This is a genomic window from Romboutsia timonensis (genome assembly GCF_900106845.1).
GTDB classification, from domain to species: domain Bacteria; phylum Bacillota; class Clostridia; order Peptostreptococcales; family Peptostreptococcaceae; genus Romboutsia; species Romboutsia timonensis.
In genome coordinates this window covers 243,477-261,469 of sequence record NZ_LT629850.1, presented here as the reverse complement: position 1 = coordinate 261,469, position 17,993 = coordinate 243,477, and the positions used below count along the sequence as shown (strand labels likewise).

The 17,993-nt window shown below is 25.7% G+C and carries 14 protein-coding genes; 5 read left to right on the top strand and 9 right to left on the bottom strand.

Annotated features, from left to right (window positions below):
* Positions 1-79: 79 nt before the first annotated feature.
* Positions 80-724 (bottom strand): polyprenyl diphosphate synthase, encoded by a 645-nt coding sequence (uppS, locus tag BN7997_RS03860; RefSeq protein WP_071119557.1) that lies wholly within the window; start codon positions 722-724, stop codon positions 80-82.
* A gap of 217 nt (positions 725-941) precedes the next feature.
* On the opposite strand from uppS, the gene BN7997_RS03855 reads away from it, so the two are divergent.
* The 3 genes from BN7997_RS03855 (at position 942) to BN7997_RS03845 (ending at position 4,153) form a co-directional block, all read left to right on the top strand.
* Positions 942-1,406 carry a DUF4358 domain-containing protein gene (locus BN7997_RS03855; protein WP_071119556.1) on the top strand — a complete coding sequence of 155 codons (465 nt, stop codon included), beginning with the start codon at positions 942-944 and terminating at the stop codon, positions 1,404-1,406.
* A 383-nt stretch (positions 1,407-1,789) separates the two neighbouring features.
* Positions 1,790-3,016 carry an MBOAT family O-acyltransferase gene (locus BN7997_RS03850; protein WP_330385858.1) on the top strand — a complete coding sequence of 409 codons (1,227 nt, stop codon included), beginning with the start codon at positions 1,790-1,792 and terminating at the stop codon, positions 3,014-3,016.
* Positions 3,017-3,031: 15 nt separating this feature from the next.
* Complete coding sequence (locus BN7997_RS03845) at positions 3,032-4,153, top strand: DHHW family protein (RefSeq protein ID WP_071119554.1); 1,122 nt, start codon at positions 3,032-3,034, stop codon at positions 4,151-4,153.
* Between the two features lie 33 nt (positions 4,154-4,186).
* Here the strand turns inward: BN7997_RS03845 and BN7997_RS03840 are convergent, their stop codons facing one another.
* The 3 genes from BN7997_RS03840 to BN7997_RS03830 form a co-directional block, all read right to left on the bottom strand.
* Complete coding sequence (locus tag BN7997_RS03840) at positions 4,187-4,972, bottom strand: HAD family hydrolase (protein ID WP_071119553.1); 786 nt, start codon at positions 4,970-4,972, stop codon at positions 4,187-4,189.
* Between the two features lie 141 nt (positions 4,973-5,113).
* Positions 5,114-5,632 carry an amidase domain-containing protein gene (locus tag BN7997_RS03835; protein ID WP_071119552.1) on the bottom strand — a complete coding sequence of 173 codons (519 nt, stop codon included), beginning with the start codon at positions 5,630-5,632 and terminating at the stop codon, positions 5,114-5,116.
* Positions 5,633-5,650: 18 nt separating this feature from the next.
* Positions 5,651-6,292 carry a DUF3298 and DUF4163 domain-containing protein gene (locus tag BN7997_RS03830; RefSeq protein ID WP_071119551.1) on the bottom strand — a complete coding sequence of 214 codons (642 nt, stop codon included), beginning with the start codon at positions 6,290-6,292 and terminating at the stop codon, positions 5,651-5,653.
* Positions 6,293-6,491: 199 nt separating this feature from the next.
* On the opposite strand from BN7997_RS03830, the gene BN7997_RS03825 reads away from it, so the two are divergent.
* A complete protein-coding gene (locus BN7997_RS03825) occupies positions 6,492-7,472 on the top strand; it encodes an LCP family protein (protein ID WP_071119550.1) in 981 nt (326 codons plus the stop codon).
* 50 nt (positions 7,473-7,522) lie between these two features.
* Here BN7997_RS03825 and BN7997_RS15190 read toward each other — a convergent pair.
* From BN7997_RS15190 to BN7997_RS03800, 4 genes are all read right to left on the bottom strand, one after another.
* Positions 7,523-8,853 (bottom strand): IS3 family transposase gene (locus BN7997_RS15190; protein WP_408638332.1). Its coding sequence is split into 2 segments (ribosomal slippage): positions 7,523-8,460 and positions 8,460-8,853, totalling 1,332 coding nucleotides; the frame shifts between segments, so codons are not numbered across the junction.
* A 127-nt stretch (positions 8,854-8,980) separates the two neighbouring features.
* Positions 8,981-9,667: a C40 family peptidase gene (locus BN7997_RS03810; RefSeq protein WP_071119548.1), complete on the bottom strand. Its 687-nt coding sequence runs from the start codon at positions 9,665-9,667 to the stop codon at positions 8,981-8,983.
* 309 nt (positions 9,668-9,976) lie between these two features.
* Positions 9,977-12,064: a family 10 glycosylhydrolase gene (locus tag BN7997_RS03805; protein ID WP_071119547.1), complete on the bottom strand. Its 2,088-nt coding sequence runs from the start codon at positions 12,062-12,064 to the stop codon at positions 9,977-9,979.
* Between the two features lie 458 nt (positions 12,065-12,522).
* Positions 12,523-14,976, bottom strand: a complete 2,454-nt coding sequence (locus BN7997_RS03800; protein ID WP_071119546.1) for a cell wall-binding repeat-containing protein — start codon at positions 14,974-14,976, stop codon at positions 12,523-12,525.
* Positions 14,977-15,278: 302 nt separating this feature from the next.
* On the opposite strand from BN7997_RS03800, the gene BN7997_RS03795 reads away from it, so the two are divergent.
* Positions 15,279-16,358, top strand: a complete 1,080-nt coding sequence (locus BN7997_RS03795) for a glycosyltransferase family 2 protein (RefSeq protein ID WP_071119545.1) — start codon at positions 15,279-15,281, stop codon at positions 16,356-16,358.
* Positions 16,359-16,436: 78 nt separating this feature from the next.
* On the opposite strand, the gene murJ is transcribed toward BN7997_RS03795, so the two are convergent.
* Positions 16,437-17,987 (bottom strand): murein biosynthesis integral membrane protein MurJ, encoded by a 1,551-nt coding sequence (murJ, locus tag BN7997_RS03790; protein WP_071119544.1) that lies wholly within the window; start codon positions 17,985-17,987, stop codon positions 16,437-16,439.
* Between the last annotated feature and the right edge of the window lie 6 nt (positions 17,988-17,993).

Here is a 17,993-nt window from a genome sequence, read left to right as displayed (position 1 = left end):
ATTATTAATAAATTATATTTTAACATCCAAAAATGCAATTTTCAACATTGGTAAATATTTAACTCTGTTTTACCTTTTTTTATCCACCTAAAGTAACATCCTGTGTATTGTACCATTTAAAGGCTTCTGATATATGATTTTTATTAAAATCTGGCCAGTACTCATCTAATACATAAAAATCTGCATATATAGATTGAACAGGTAAAAATCCACTTAATCGTCTTCTTCCTCCCCATCTTATAATCAAGTCTAATCTTGATATATCAAATGACTGTATATGATTTTGTATATTATTTTTATTTACACCTTCTGCATCTGCTAGTGTATTTAAATCCCAATGCCAACCATAGTTTACTAATAGGTTAGCCTTTATTTGTCCATCTTTTCCTTTTGTCCTATTTGTAAATGGTAATAATTCTTTTGGAAACATTGGAGATTTAGTATTTCCTATTACTAAAAGAGATGCCCCTTCATCATTTAATATATGAGCAGCTTTTATACATGCATCTGTAAAAGCTTTAGTCTGAATAGATGGTCTTTTAGTATTATCTGTAGTAAATCCATAAAATGTAACTTCCTCTACTCCCATATCTCTACATGCTCTATATGCTTCAATCCCTGGATCAAGTCCATTTTCATATCCTTTGTCTTTAGTCATTCCCTTATTTTGTGCCCATCTTCTATTTCCATCCGGAATTATACCTACATGTTTTGGTATTCTCATTAAAATTCACCTCATAAATAATTTTATTAAGATTATTTACATTATTTACATACTATAGACACTATAATATTTATTATTTATGAAATATATATCTAAATAACTAGAAATAAGTTTTAATAATAATTAAGATATTGTTTCTTTTTTGAAGTTGATTTTTATTGTAGAAAATAGTAAAATTTATATAATTATTACAAATAAATATATTTTGGAGGATACAATGAAAAAATTAATAGCTTTATTATCATTAGTTTTAACATTAGGACTTGTTGGATGTTCATCTAAGTCTGAAGTTAAAGATATACCAGTTTCTGATATAAAATCAGCAATAAATAATGAAACACTTTTACCTATTCAACCTATATTTGATATAGATGCAAAAGAATTTTATGTATTTGAAAATGTTAAAGATGATATAAAAGAAGGCTTTATTTTACAAGCTATGATAAATGTAAAATTACAAGATGTATTCGTAGTTAAAACAGATAATGTTGAAAAGGTAAAAAAAGCAATAGAAGAGTATAAAACTAACAATTTAAGAAGTTTCTCTGATGGATACGGAGGAGAAGAAAATGCAACTGCTGTTGCTGATTCTATACTTGAAAGTGTTGGTGATTATGTTTATTTTATAGCTACTAATAATGCTAAGGATATAGAATCAAAAATATTAGAAATGATTAAATAATACTTATTAAAATTATATGAGTATATCAATATTTTTTATATTGATATACTCTTTTTCAATATACTAATATATTATGAAATATATATTTGTGTGTAACTTTCAATAAAATAATTATTTTTGAGCAATATATATCCATATTAAAAACAGGGATATATGGTTGGTGACAGTAAATATTTTGCTGACACATAGCTCAATCAAAATGAATTTTTTATAAATTTAAAGGTGGTGATATATTGGTATTTAGTAGCATAACATTTTTATTTTACTTTCTACCACTTGTTTTGTTTAGTTACTATTTAGTACCTTATAAACTTAAAAACTTTATCTTACTTATATTTAGTTTAATATTTTATGCGTATGGAGAGCCTATATATATTTTTATAATGCTATTTTCATGTGTTGTAGATTATATAAATGCTCTAATTATAGATAAGTATAGAAATACATATAAGGCTAAATTAGCCCTTATTTTCTCTATTATAATAAATTTAAGCTTACTTGCTTTCTTTAAGTATAGTGACTTTTTTATATCTATAGTAAATAGCCTTACTAATTATAATATACCTTTATTAAATATTACACTACCTATAGGTATAAGTTTCTATACTTTTCAAACAATGTCTTATACCATAGATGTTTACAAAAATGAGGCACCTATTCAAAAAAATATTTTTTCACTATCTACATTTGTTACATTATTTCCCCAACTTGTAGCTGGTCCTATAGTTAGATACTCTGATGTTTCTTATGATTTAAATCATCGTATTCATAACTTTGATAAATTTTATAATGGTGTTTATAGATTTATTATAGGACTATGTAAAAAAGTAATTTTAGCTAATAATTTAGGAGTAATTTGGTATAGCATAAAAGCAACTCCCTACGATACATTATCTTTGGCTACCTCTTGGTTAGGAATTATATGTTTTACACTTCAAATTTACTTTGACTTTAGTGGATATAGTGATATGGCTATAGGACTTGGAAAAATCTTTGGGTTTGACTTTTTAGAGAACTTTAATTTTCCTTACATATCAAAATCTATTACTGAATTTTGGAGAAGATGGCATATATCCCTAGGAGTATGGTTTAGAGATTATGTTTATATACCTTTAGGAGGAAATAGATGTAGTAAAAGTAGATGGTTCCTTAATATATTTATAGTTTGGTTTTTAACTGGATTATGGCATGGAGCTAGTTTTAATTTTATATTATGGGGACTTTACTTTGGAATTATATTAATTTTTGAAAAGTTATTTTTACTACAATTTTTAAAAAAACTACCTAATTGGATAAAACATTTTTATACTATGTTTTTAGTTATAATAGGTTTTGTATTATTTGAAATAGATAGTTTAAATGGTGTTTATAATTATTTAATTTCTATGTTTAATTTTAAAAATATTATAGTAGATGATGTATTTTTATACTATTTAATTCCTAATATAACTCTTATAATTTTTGCCATTATTGCTTCTACACCTATTATAAAAATAATATTGGATAGATATAAATATATAAGAATTATAACTTTAATATTTGGTATGATACTTTCTACATCATTTTTAGTAGATGCATCATTTAATCCATTTTTATATTTTAGATTTTAGGAAGTTGGTGAATTTATGAAAGATAAAAATTTATTAAAATTTATTACTATAGGATTTTTTCTAGCTTTTATTTTTAGTGTTCCTATTATAACATTATTTACTGAAGATAAAAAAATAAGTGAAATAGAAAATAAAATATTAACTCAGCTTCCTAGAATATCATTTGAAAATATATGTAATAAGAAGTTTATGAAAAATTTCGATGAATATACATCTGATCAATTTCCATTAAGGGCTAACTTTATAAAGTTAAAAAATACTTATAATTACATAATAGGTCAAAGAGAATTTAGAGATATTTATGTTGGAAAAAATAATAAACTTATGGAAAAATATAAATTTAATAAAGAAAGTGTAGATAAAAATATTTCTAATATATTAAATACTGCTTCATATATGTATGAAAGTTTTAATATAAAATCAAAATTAATGGTAGTTCCTACTTCTATAGCTTTTTATAAAAATGATTTACCAAACTTTTGTATAAGTGATAATCAAAAAGATAGCTTAGATTATATAAACAATAGTATTTCAAATAAGGATTATTTAAACTTTTATACACCTTATGATATCTTAAGTAAAAATAAGAATAAGTATATATATTACAATACCGATCATCATTGGACTCAACTAGGTGCTTATCTTTCTTATTTAGATATGTTTGATTATAAATATGATAATAAAATACTTTTTAATAATTATAATAAAGTCTCTGATGATTTTTATGGAACTTATTATTCTAAAGCTTTATTACCTATGATTAAAGGTGATTCAATATATTCATATAGTACTTTTAATAACTTTAAAATAGAAGTAGACTTTGATAAAACTTATAATACACTTTATGATAATGATAAGCTTAATGGTAAAAATAAATACCAATATTTCTTACATGGAGATCCAGCTTTTGCTATTATTTACGGAGATAAAAATAAATCTAATGAAGTTATAGTATTTAAAGACTCATATGCTCATAACCTCTTACCATTTTTAACTAATAACTATAGCAAGATTCATGTTGTTGATCCTAGATATTATAATATTGATTTAGAAGATTATTTAAATAAAAATCCTAATATTACTGAAGCTTTATTTATTAATAATATCCAGTCATTTAATTCTACTTTTTATAAATAACTAGGGCTGTAATTTATACAGCCCTTGAGTTATTTATATATTTATTACTTCTTTAATTTTTTCTACAACGCCATTTTCTGTATTTTTCTTGGCTCTAAATCTAGCTACTTTCTTTAAATCATCATGTGCATTTTCCATAGCATAACTATGATATGCACTTTCCATCATTTCTAAATCATTTAAATAATCTCCAAAAACCATAGTTTCTTCATGCTTTATATTTAATAACTCTTGAAGCTTATTTATAGCAAGACCTTTATTAACTCCCTTATCTGTTATATCTAACCATATTTGACCTGATACACTTACTTGTAATTTCTCCTTATAATCATTGTAATAAGTGTAGCTATTTTCTTCTGAACCTATAAAATCACATATTGTAACTTTTAATATATCATCTTCAACTTTAGTTAAATCATTTACTATCTTATATTCTTCATAGTACTTCTCAACTTCTTTTATAAGTCTTTCATCTTTTGATTCAATATAAGCAGATTTTTTCCCACATAAAACTACATATGATTCTTTTATATCTCTACCGATTTTTATAAGTTCTATGGCAGTTTCTTTATCTAAAGCATTTAATAATAACTCTTCACCTTTATAAACTACAAAAGTTCCATTTTCAGCTATAAACATCATATCATCTTTTATCTTTTCAAATCGTTTTGCTAGATTATAATACTGTCTTCCACTTGCCGCTGCAAATATTATATTTTGCTTTTTTAATTCTTGAAATACTTGATAAAATTCTTCATGTATTTCATCTTTATCATTTAGTAAAGTTCCGTCCATATCTGATGCTATTAATTTAATCATATTTTTTCCCCCTAGTTTATATTTAACTTAATTATAATATAAATTAATCTCCCGTTGAATATTTTAAATTTAGTATTATTTGTATTTTATTAAACTTAATTATAGCTTTCAACTATTACTTTATATTAATTAAATAGTAATCTATTTATAATATCCAAGTATTTTAATATATCTTCTCTCCCCTTCTTTTAAGCTAAGTGGATAGTCTAATAGATCATAGGTATGTTGACATATAAGATAATCAATAAGATATTCCCCATCTAATATTACTTCACTTATTATCATATTATGATATGCATTATTATCGTATACAAGTTGAACTATATCTCCTATCTCAAGTTCATTATAATTTGCTAGCCTTGCATATATACCAAAATTTTGTGTATTTTCACTATTGTTTCCTATTATATATTTATAAAATGGCTCTGCTGAAGTCCATGTTGGAGTTCTGCTATTATCACTATTCCAGTACCATTTTTCTAATACATGTCTACCAGTATAATCCATAGGTATTTGACCACTTCTTAAACATTGGGATATAAAATTGGTACAATCTCCCCCCCATAATTCATAGTCCATATAAGCAGGATTTCTACCAAGAGCCCATCTTCTAGCATAACTTACCGCAGCCTCTCTATTGTATTCATAAAATACTGCCATATTCTATCTCCCCTAAATTTAGATATCTATTATTTTTTCTATAATATACTTGCTTAAATAACTTCTATCTTCTTCAAATGAAATTTTAAATGTACTTAAATCTGATATAGATGGATCTAACTCATAACTTGAAAAACAAATGACTATACCATCCTTAGATATATAAAACGTAGGATTATCAGAAAATATTATATCTTTTAAATAGTCTAATACCATAATATATTTATCTATACTAAGCTCTCTTGATAATTCCTTTATCTTATTATCTATTTTTTTATCTATTATCTCCATGTAATCTATTTCTGAATTAAATACATCTTTTATATCAATTTCTTTTTCTAAATTTATATCATAATTATATGAGTTTATATAACTTATATTGTATAATCCATCTAATTGTGAGAACTCTATAGGTATGCTGATAATACCATTATTATTATAGGTAATATAATAATCTGTACTAATACAAGATAAACTGTTATTTTTGCTATATGCTATATCCTCTATTGCACTTTTAAAGGCTATTATATCTTCATATATTCTCTGATTTATGTGATTTATTATATTTTTTTCATTATCTGATTTTATTATCGGATAATTTAAATTGTATACAGATAGGTTATCTTTTTTCTCTATACTTGACGTCTGTATTGATACCATTTAGAATATCCTCCTATTAATATTTACTTATTATTTATTAATATGAAGGAAGTTGATATTTGGTTATATACTAGTTTATATATAATTTGTATTTTTTGTAATTTATATTATCTTGAATATATTCTAATACTTTAATATAATATGTATATTGTTATATTTATGTATAAGTTGTTAAATTAAAAAGAAAGAAGGGATTATTTTGGCGAGAAGAAAAGAAAAAAAAGAAAACTCTGGCTTAAAAAAACTTGTAATATTACTTGCTATATTAGTTATAGCATTCCCTGCAGCAGCCTTTGGTTATATTTATTTTAAATTAAATGCTATGCATGATGCTACAGCTGATGAAAATATATTAAATGAAACTAATTTCCAATCAGAAAAGGGCATAACCAATATATTATTAGCAGGTACTGATGGAAGACCTGGAGAAAAGAATTCTAGATCTGATTCTATGATGATACTTACAGTAGATAGCAAAAATAAAAGCTTAAAACTTACATCTCTAAATAGAGATACTTATGTTGATATTCCTGGTCATGGTGAAGAAAAGCTTACACATGCTTATGCATATGGTGGAGTAAACTTATTAGTAGAAACTATTGAAAATAACTTTGAAATAGATATTCAAAACTATGCAGTTGTTGATTTCTATTCATTCATGGATATAGTTGATGCATTAGGTGGAGTTGAAGTTGATGTACACTCTAGTGAAATTAAAGAATTAAACAAATTTATTCCTGAAACATACAAGTGGAGTAATAATGCTAATAAAGGATCTATTGAATATATCAATTCAGCTGGTACTCAAAGGCTTAATGGATATCAAACCTTAGCATATTCTCGTATTAGAAAAAATGACTCTACACAAGAAAGAGATAGAAGACAAAGACAGGTTATAGAAGGGCTTATGGCTGGAGTAAAAGATTTACCAATAAGTAAGTACCCTAAATTGTTAGATACTATATTACCATACGTTAAAACTAATATGAAACCTACTGAAATAATAGGTTTAGCAGGAAAGATATTAGGTATAGGTAGTTTATCTATAACTCAAATAGAATTCCCATTTGCAGACGCCAGTACTTCTGTTACACTTCCAAGTAAAGGATTTGTTATAAAGTTTAATGAATCATCATTAAATACATTACATGACTTTATATTTAAAAATATAATTCCATAAAAATAAGTAAAGTGTACCCTTTGTCAAGGACAATTTAAAAAAAGGTATTTCTAAGAAACAAGATGATTTCTGTACTGAACAGGAGTCATCTTGCTTAAATTCCATTGATATCTATAATTATTATAGTAATCCATATAATCATCTATTTCTTTTATCACTTCTTCTAATGTACTACATTTGCTAAGAATAACTTCATCTTTAAAATGCCCAAAGAATGATTCTTGTGGAGCATTGTCCCAGCAATTGCCTCTCCTTGACATAGATTGTTTTAAACCTAATTGCTGTACTTGCTTTTGAAATTTAGGACTCGTGTAATGAACACCTTGATCTGAGTGTAAAATAGCTTCGCTATGGAGTTTTAAATTCACATTTGACTTAAGTTTTTCTAGTGTATTTAAAACAATATCTAACCGTAGGTTATCTGAGACATAATGAGCTAATATTTCATTTGTAGAGGAGTCTTTTATTGTAGACAAGTATGCTTTTTTTCCATTTTTATAACTTAAATATGTAATATCTGTTAATAGCACTTTATATGGTATATCTTGCTTAAATTCTCTGTTTATGAAATTAGAAACAATAGTATGCTCTTTACTTGCTTTCATCATACGTCTGTAAGGATTCGCTTTTCTATACGGGCAAACTATTCCATATTTTTTCATTATTCTCCTAATACGCTTTAAATTATATATTATATTAAATCTATCTTTTAAAACCATTTTTATTTGTCTTGCACCTTTTTTACGTCCTTTAAAGTTAAAAGCTTTTAATACATTTTCTTTTGATAAAATATCTTTATCTTCTCTTGATTTTCTTAAATCCTTGCTTTCTGATGAGAAGTATTTATAATACCCAGAACGTGATACACCTGCAACTTTACATAAATAACTTATCATATTTTTAAGTTTATATTTTTTTATTGTAGACTTAATAATCTCATATTTTTCACAAGAAAATAAACTTACTTCTTCTTTAACACTCTCCTTTCTATCATGTCTAACTTTTTTAGTAATTCATTTTCAGCTTGAAGTAACTTCATTTTAGCTTCTAGTTTTTTGTATTTTTCTTCTATTGAAAGATCTTTCTCAATAGGTCTTCCAGTATTGTATTTGCGAGTATCTGTAAGTTTTATAGCTCCGCCATTTTTAAAGGCCGTACGCCATCTGCTAGCAGAAGATTTAACTCTTTGCATGCCTATAATATCGATATTGAAGCCACACTCTTCAAATATTATTCTAGGAAGTTTACCATTACCATTTTCATCTATAAATATTCTTTTAAATTCATCTGTATAAGTAATACCTTTTGAAGTTACTTTCTTAACGTATTTGTTTTGTTTTAATATTATTATTTCCTCTTCTGTAAATAATTTTTTACTCATTAAAATTTTCTCCGATCTAATTATTATTTATTTAATTATATACAAAAATACCCTATAGAGTAGACCTTTTTATTAGCTGTCTACTCTATAGGGTACATTTTAAAGAGACTCCTAGGAGTCTCTTTTATTATTTTATAATTCTACTTGCAGTTACAAATTTACTTTTATAATAGCTAGAATTTAAACTATCTATTCTTACACCTTTACTTGTTGAAGCATGTATAAACTTAGAGTCACCTATGTACATACCAACATGACTTATACCCTTTCCAGAAGTATTAAAAAATACTAAATCTCCAGATTTTAGTTGATTTCTTGATATTTTAATTCCAACTTTAGATTGAGATACTGATGTTCTAGGTAAGCTTATTCCTGCTCCATCTTTATATATATAACTAGTAAATCCAGAACAATCAAATGAACTTGGACCTGCTGATCCCCATTTATATTTCTTTCCTATTTGAGTATTAGCTACCTTCACTATTTTATTTATATTGCTATTTTGAGCAGTTAATTGTTCAGTTTTTACTTCATCTGAAGATTGAGTATAAGAATCTATATATTTCGAATTTACCCATCCTTCTATATTTGAACTAGTTTTTATCTTATACCAATTTCCGTTTTTTTCTACTATATCTATAACATCATTCGTTCGAACCTTAGATACTACACTATAATTTATATTAGGACCTTTTCTTATGTTTAAATAATCACATTGTTTTACTATTCCCTTTTCTGCTCCGTATACAGTTTGCATATTAGAAACCATTATAAAAGTCGCAAAAAAAATTCCCATTATATTCTTTTTAAACATATCTCATCTCCCTAATTTTTAAGTTTCAGTTACAAAATTGTAATCTTTTACCTTAGGTTAATTGTATTACAACTTTGTAACTTTTAGCAATAACTTTATAAAATTTTTAATTTTTTTTAATGTATATATAATTTAATGTTCTATATTCTCTTCCTAATCACCCTAAAAATCTGTTTATACAATGCTTCTCACTCATTATATATACTATCTAAAAAAAATAGACCTTAATAAAAAGGCCTATTTTTTATTGTAGCATCTGATACTTACTTATATATCCCTCTGGACTTAATACATTACTCATTTATCATATTACTTTAATAGCTCAGTTACATGATTTATAGAATTTGTATTAATTCCCCCTCCAATTTCATAAACTAAGCTCGATTTCTTAGGTTCTAAAATATTACTTTGAGTTTTACTAACACTATTTCCTACTATAACTATAGGTGATTTTAGCTTAGCTGCCAATGGTCCTGCAGTTAAAGCATCAACTAATGGATTACTTTTTGTTACAAGTACTTTTTCATAACTAGAATTTGTGTAGAATTTTTCTATTACTTTACCATTAGTTTCTTGTCTATCATCACCAGAAACTCTATTGCTTAAAACATTGTTAGAAGTTATCTCATTTATTTTTAATATAATATTATCTGACAATACTGCATTACCACCTATAAAATAAGCATTTTGTAAATTCTTACTCTTTAACCAATTATACGAATTAAAATCTACATTATCTTTAGGCATTAGTATTATAGGCTGCTTTTCTTCACCTGCTTTTGCTGCTATTGATAATGCATCTACTTCTCCGTATCCACCAGCTACATATATTTTATTAATAGGATTTATATAGTCTATTTCCTTTGCTATTTTTAAAGAAGTTTCATATCTATCAATTCCACCAATTCTATTAGTTGTAGCATTTGGCAATAAACGTTTCAGCTCAGTAATAACTTTATTACTTACTACTGATTCTCCACCAATTACTATAACTTTTTTAGGATTTAATCTTCTAAGCTCTGTACTAGTATAATCAGTCAAAGTATCCTTATCAGATAATAGTATAGGTGCATCATATGAAGTTGCAAGAGGTGTTGCTGTTACACCATCAACTATTGAATTTCCACTAGTAATAACCACAGTGTTAGCTCCATTTGGCCACCCTTCTTTACTTATAGTTGTTGCCGTTTCATATCTTGTACTTCCCTTTAAAGGCTTAACCTTTGGCTTATCACTATATATATCCTTTAAATCATTTTGAAGTGTAGTATTTTTTATTATATCTCTTGCCGAGAAATACATACTACCTTTTATTTCACTATATTGCCTGTTTAAGTTTATCTCATCTTTTATTTCTGCTGCTATATTTTGATTTGAATTACTACTTTCGCCTTGTTTATATACACCTTGTCCTATATATAAATCTACGTTGCTTCCTTTTACTTCATTTGCCCACCATGGTATTAGTTTTGAATAATCTGCCGCACTATACCCTATAGGCCAATAAATTTGTGGAGTTATATAATCTACAAGATTTCTTTTTATCCAAGTTCTAGTATCTGCATAATCACTATAGTAGCTTTCTTTTCCTCTTGTATCTGATCCAGTTGAATCACTTGATTTATTTTTCCATATTCCACTTGGACTTACTCCAAATTTAACATTTGGTTTTATACTCTTTATACAACTTTTTACTTCTTGTAATAAAGTGTTTACATTTTCTCTTCTCCAGTCATCCTTGCTCATTCCATTTCCATACATTTTGTATGCTTTATCATCATCTATACCTGATCTATAGAAATAATCATCAAAATGTATACCATCTACATTATAATTTGTTACTATTTCTTTTACAGTATCTACAATATATTGTCTAACTTCTGGAAGTCCTGGATTATATATAAGAGCTTCACCATTAGATATTGAGTGTTTAACTACCCAATCTGGATGAAGTACTGCAGGATTATTTGATGCTAATTTACTTGTATCTGTTCCACTAGTTGTGATTCTATATGGGTTTAACCATGCATGAAATTCCATTCCTCTTTTATGAGCTTCATCAATTAAAAATACAAGTGGGTCATATCCAGGGTCTTTTCCTTGTGTTCCTGTTAAATACTCCGACCATGGATTTATACTTGATTTGTATAGTGCATCTGATTTAGGTCTTATTTGAACTATTACAGTGTTCATTTCAACACTTTTTAGTTTATCTAATAAGTCTGTATACTCCTTTTTTTGTGCTGTTATATTATTCTTAGTTTGAGGCCAGTCCATATTATATACAGATGATACCCATACTCCTCTCATTTCTGTATTAGTATCAGCAAATGCATCTAGCCTAAATAATGGTAATATAAGTACTAATGCTAAAATAACTGTCTTAAACTTCTTCATAATTCCCCCCTATCTAATTCTTTAGAAATTAACATATAAAAGTATACATAAATAAAATATACTAGTCAATTCTTGACAAAATTACACCTTTATCTACATAATTTTATAGTTTATATATAAAAAATAAGTCTTATATAATTATTTAGTTATTAACTGTATAAAAAATTCGCTTCGCTCATTTCGCCAACGATATATCCTCGTTCACACTTCGGATACATCCGTTGCTCAAAAATGTCATTTTTTACTTTACTATACATGTTGAATTTACTTTGATACAAAAGTTATCAACAGTTTTTTATATATCATAAATTCCTAGTAAGTAAAAAAAGAGCTACCAATTAAGGTAACTCTCTTTCTTATAATATTTTTAAACAACTGATATATACTCGGTTAAAACAAGAATATGTCCTTTACAAAATAAATTATTTTGTAAGCACATGGCTCTAGCAAAATGAATTTTATTTTACTTGTGATATACATTCCTCTATTATATCCTTATCCATTCCTCCTACTTGAATAAGTTTAGTTGCATTTTTTACTACACTTTTTTCACTACCTTTATGTGCTAATACTACTGGATAGTTTTTAGCAAGTGGTGATACTGTTAATGCATCTACTAATACATATCCTTTTGATATATAAAATTCATTAGTATTTGGATAAAACTTTTCAATTACAATTTTATTTGTAGCAAATCTATCAATTCCGCCTAATCTAGTTCCATTCACCTTAGTTACTATGTTATTACTCATAACAGCATCTAAACCTATAATATAAGTTTCCTTATTATTTATTGTAAAAGGTATATCATTTCCATTAGTTAATATTATAGGTGCTTTATCTCTATTTGCAACTGATGATACACTCATAGCATCAGCTTCACCTTTATATCCATTCACTAAAAATACCTTTTCTATATTAGGATTTATTCTTTTCATTTCCTTAGCTACTTCATAGCTAGTTTGAATTCTATCTATTCCTCCAAGTCTTATTACTTCTATATTTCTAGACTTTATATTCTTTTCTACTGTTTTACTTACAGAGTTTTCTTGTCCTATTATATAAACCTTATTTACTCCTTTTAGCCTTTTCTCAGTTTCACTAGGTATTGCGTCTTTTTTAGTTAAAAGTATAGGTGCATTTAATACTCCTGATAAGCCACTTGCACTAAGTCCATCCGCCATACTATTATCAGCATTAACAAGTATTGCTGTTGTATAATTTTGATGATCAGAAATCATCGATGCAGTTTCATATCTTGTATCACCTGTTATTGTATCAACTATAACTTTTGAAGTTTGTGTATTTACTATATCTATATTTCCTTTTTGTATATATCCTTTTACTGTCCAGTCATAACTTCCTGGTATTGGATTAGTTACATTTAAAGGAGTTATTCTATCTGGATTTATTTCAGTATTTTTTTGTCTATTATCTGATACTAATACTGCATGTCCTTGTGATGCAGTATATAAACTTATTCCATCTTTATTTTTTATATCAGAATTTTTATTTACAATACCTATTGTGTATCTATTATAATCATCACTTTTACCTTGATTAAATAAATATGCATTCATATCATGCATAAAACTTGATGACTTTTCTCCCCAGTATGGATCAGATGCATATTTAACATTACAACCTAAATTTTTATTTCCTAAGTGTCCACTGTAATATTTCCAACTTTTAGGATTTAAATATCCATTAGTCATATATTCAGTTGCAAATGTATCTATACAATCTTCTATACTATTAAAATAATTTGCTCCATTAGAATTACTATCTACTGCATTTATTCCAAATATGTTGTTTTTAGTTTTAGCTATAATAGATGTTCCTTTTCCAGATTCATTCATAGCGATACCTACCATAGCAGATGCATTAACACCATATTTACTTTGAGCTTTTATAAAGTATTCTCCTGTATTTCTTAATACACTATCTGTTGGAGTATTGTTAGCAAAGTAAGTATTTATATCTTCTGCTGTATATGATGCCTTACTTCTTAATGATAAATATTGATAATAATTATAAAAGATATTGTTACTATTTACTGCATTATTATGATTATTATCTTTTGCATCACTTATTAATTTTTCTATATCAGTGTAAAAATAATTTCCATCGTAGCTATAATATTTTACTCCACTATTCATAAACGCTGGCGCTCTACCTATACTTCTTTTGCTACCCGTATTTCCCTCTACATTTGCACTTATATAATGAATAAGTTGTCCATTCTCATTTTGATAGTAGCTTAGGTTTTTAGCTTGATTTATTGGTACTTTAAGTATATTTATGCCTTGTGAATCTTCTTTTTCCATCCATCCAATAAATCCTGCTACTTCTAGCTTTACCATAGTTTCTGTTTCATCTAGTATTGGAACATCGTCTATATATCCATTATTTATATAAGTATATTCATTTTTCTTATCAGAATCTTTATATAATTTAACTGTAAAATTTGTTGCATTCTCAGATATTCCATCTCCAATTTTTACAATTCTTCCTATAGCATTTGTTGCATATTCTATTATACCATTTTGATTTATTACTACAGGTATTATGTTTTGACCAACATACTGATTTTTTATATCATTTGCTATAGATTTTGCCTCTTCTAGTGTTGTTGCCTTTTTATAAAATATGTATGTTCCATCTTCATAAGCTAACGCTACTTCATATTCTGCATTTGTTTTTAATTTAAAGTATTTTATATTATTTTCTTCTTCTAAGTCGGATTTTACTTCTTCTGGTAAGTCAATATTCTCTAGGTTATATGATTTTGGTTTTTGCTTTACGTATGTTTCATATTCGTTTTGTTGACTTGCATATGATTTTGGAACAATAGTACTTGTACTGATAAAAATTGTTGCTATTGTTACACTAAGTATCTTTTTTATATTCATATTTTCCCCCTTGTATTACAAGTTCTTTATAGTTCAAATTATATCATATAAATGGTAAAAATTTGTAAATAAAAAATTTTACTTAATAATTCACTTGTTAATAATAAAAAGAATATATATAATATTTAATATGTCGAATTTTTAACGCATTTATATACAAAATCCTATAAAATTACATTTATAGGATTTTATTTTGAAAATAAATTTAATTAAAAATGATTTAAATCCATTAAATTAAGTAAAAATATTATAATAGGTTATTTTTAAATATTTTAATATAACCTAGAAAGGAATTTTAATATATGTCTAATAAAAATATTAAAGTAAGTGTAATAGTCCCAGTATACAATACTGAACTTTACCTAGAAAGATGTTTAAATTCTATCTTAAATCAAACATTTAAGGATATAGAATTAATAATAGTAAATGATAATTCAAATGATAATAGCCATAAAATAATTGAAACTTTTATAAATGAAAATACTAATATAAAATATATCGATAATAAAGAAAATAAAGGTGTATCTAACTGTAGAAATGAAGCAATAAAAATTTCTAGTGGTGAATATATATTATTTATAGACTCTGACGACTATTTAGACGAAAATATGATAGAAACAATGTATAATGAAGCTTCAAATAATGATTTAGATATTGCTATGTGTGGTTATTTCGTTGATTATGAAGATGGAAATACTCAGAATAGAATAATTAATTTAGATGAAAATCGTATTTATAGTGGATATGAAATTTTATCAGAAATTCTTCATCATAAAAATGGCGTAACTGGACATTCCTGGAATAAATTAATTAAAGCATCTATTTTAAAGGAAAATAATATACAATATCCTGAACATATGAAAATTTATGAGGATATAGCCTTTTTTTCTAGATTATTTCCTTATTGCAAAAGGATAAAAAATATAAAAAAAATATTCTATCATTATATCCAAAGAAATAATTCTTCTATAAAGATAATAGATGACAGTATAATATTAGACACTGAAGAAATCGTAAAAATTGTAAATAAAAATATAACTATTTTAAATTTAATGAGTAAATTTAGGGATGAATACTGTGCATTTGTAATGAGAATGTTCTCTGTAGAATCTTATAAACTATATTCATATAGTAATAACTCTGACATTCAGAAAAAGTACATAAAAAGATTAATAAATTCTGATATATTAAGTATAAGAGAAAACTATAAAATTTTTAATACTAATTATACATATGATGTAGCTCATAAAATATCATTAGTTTCTCTTAAGATCTCAAATTGTAATCCAAAAATTTATCATATAGTTTATAAATATTTACTTAAAGCTAAAAAACAATCTGCTAATATGTATAAAGTATTTAAATCTATATTAAAAAAATAACCTGAATAGTTAATTATAAATTTTTTAGTATATAAAAGGTGTCTATATATATATTTATTTATATAGACACCTTTTATATTATTTATTTCTTTTTAATTTAACTTTACTATTTACCATTTCAATTACAATATTTAACTCTTCTACTTTTAATATATATATTATTATAAAGTAAATAATAGCACCAGCTCCAACTGATAATCCTAAGCTTAATATTTCATTTATAATTCCTGCACCTAATAAATTAGATACAAATTCAAATATAAACTTAGCTGCTACACCCATTATAAGAGATGAAACTACAGACTTAATTGCAACTGAAAATACTTTATGTTGTTCAAAGTTTCCGATTTTCTTTTTTAAACTAAAATAGAATAAAATTAGCCCAATATAAGCTGATATAGCTGTAGCTAAAGCTAATCCTTTATATCCTAAAAATCTAATAAGTATTAAATTTAATACTATATTAAACACTATTGATACTATACCATTTACCATAGGAGTCTTACTATCATGTAAAGAGTAGAAACCTCTAGTCATTACATCCCTAACAGCAAAAGCTATTATTCCTATTGTATAAAACTTCAGTATATTAGCTGTCATTATAGTATCATCATAAGTAAATTGTCCTCTTTGAAGAAGTACCTTTACTATTGGAACTGCAAGTATAGATGCACCTATAGCTATTGGAACTAATAATAACACTATTATATTGATAGTTTTTCTAAGAGATACTTTAAATGCATCAATATTATCACCAACTAATAACTTAGACATTTTAGGGTATACAACAGATAATATAGATGTTATAAATAATGCCTGTACAAATTCATATAATTTGGTTGCATAACTAAAAGATGCAACTACATTTGTTCCTAAAGTGGATGCTAAACTTTTATCAATTATAGCACTTACTTGGCTTACTCCAACCCCTATAACAACTGGAAGTATTAAAACTAATATCTCCTTCATTGCTGGGTCTTTATAATTTATTTTAAAAGAATATCTATATCCTTTTTTGTATGCAAAAGGAACTTGGAATAAAAACTTAAATAATATTGCTATTAATGTTCCGTACACTAATATATAAATATTACTTCTTGAACTAAGATATATAGATGCCATTATAACTAAACTATATGGTATACCTATAAGTCCTGGTATAACAAAGTTATTTTTTATTTGTAAATATCCTGTCATTATATTTGATAATCCAACAAATACAACACTTATTAATAATATTCTTGTAAAACTTATAGTTGTTAATAATACTTGTCCTTCATATCCAGATGCAAAAAGTTTTACTAAAGGCTTAGTAAATATCATTCCTAATCCAGCTATTATTAAACAAATAATTATTACTATATTTATTAATGTATTTGTAAAATCAAGTGCTCTTTGCTCTCCTGATTCTGCATTTAATTTATTGTACATAGGTATTAAGCTTGTTGCTATTGCCGATCCTATTATAGAAAATAATATTACAGGTATATTATTAGCAGTTGAATAAGCTGCTGCATATAATCCTGTTCCATACGTGGCTGCAAGAAATTGTTCTCTAACTAATCCCAAAACCTTTGAGAATATAGTCACTAGCATAAGACCTACTGCCGCTTTTGCTACTTTTGACATTCTTAA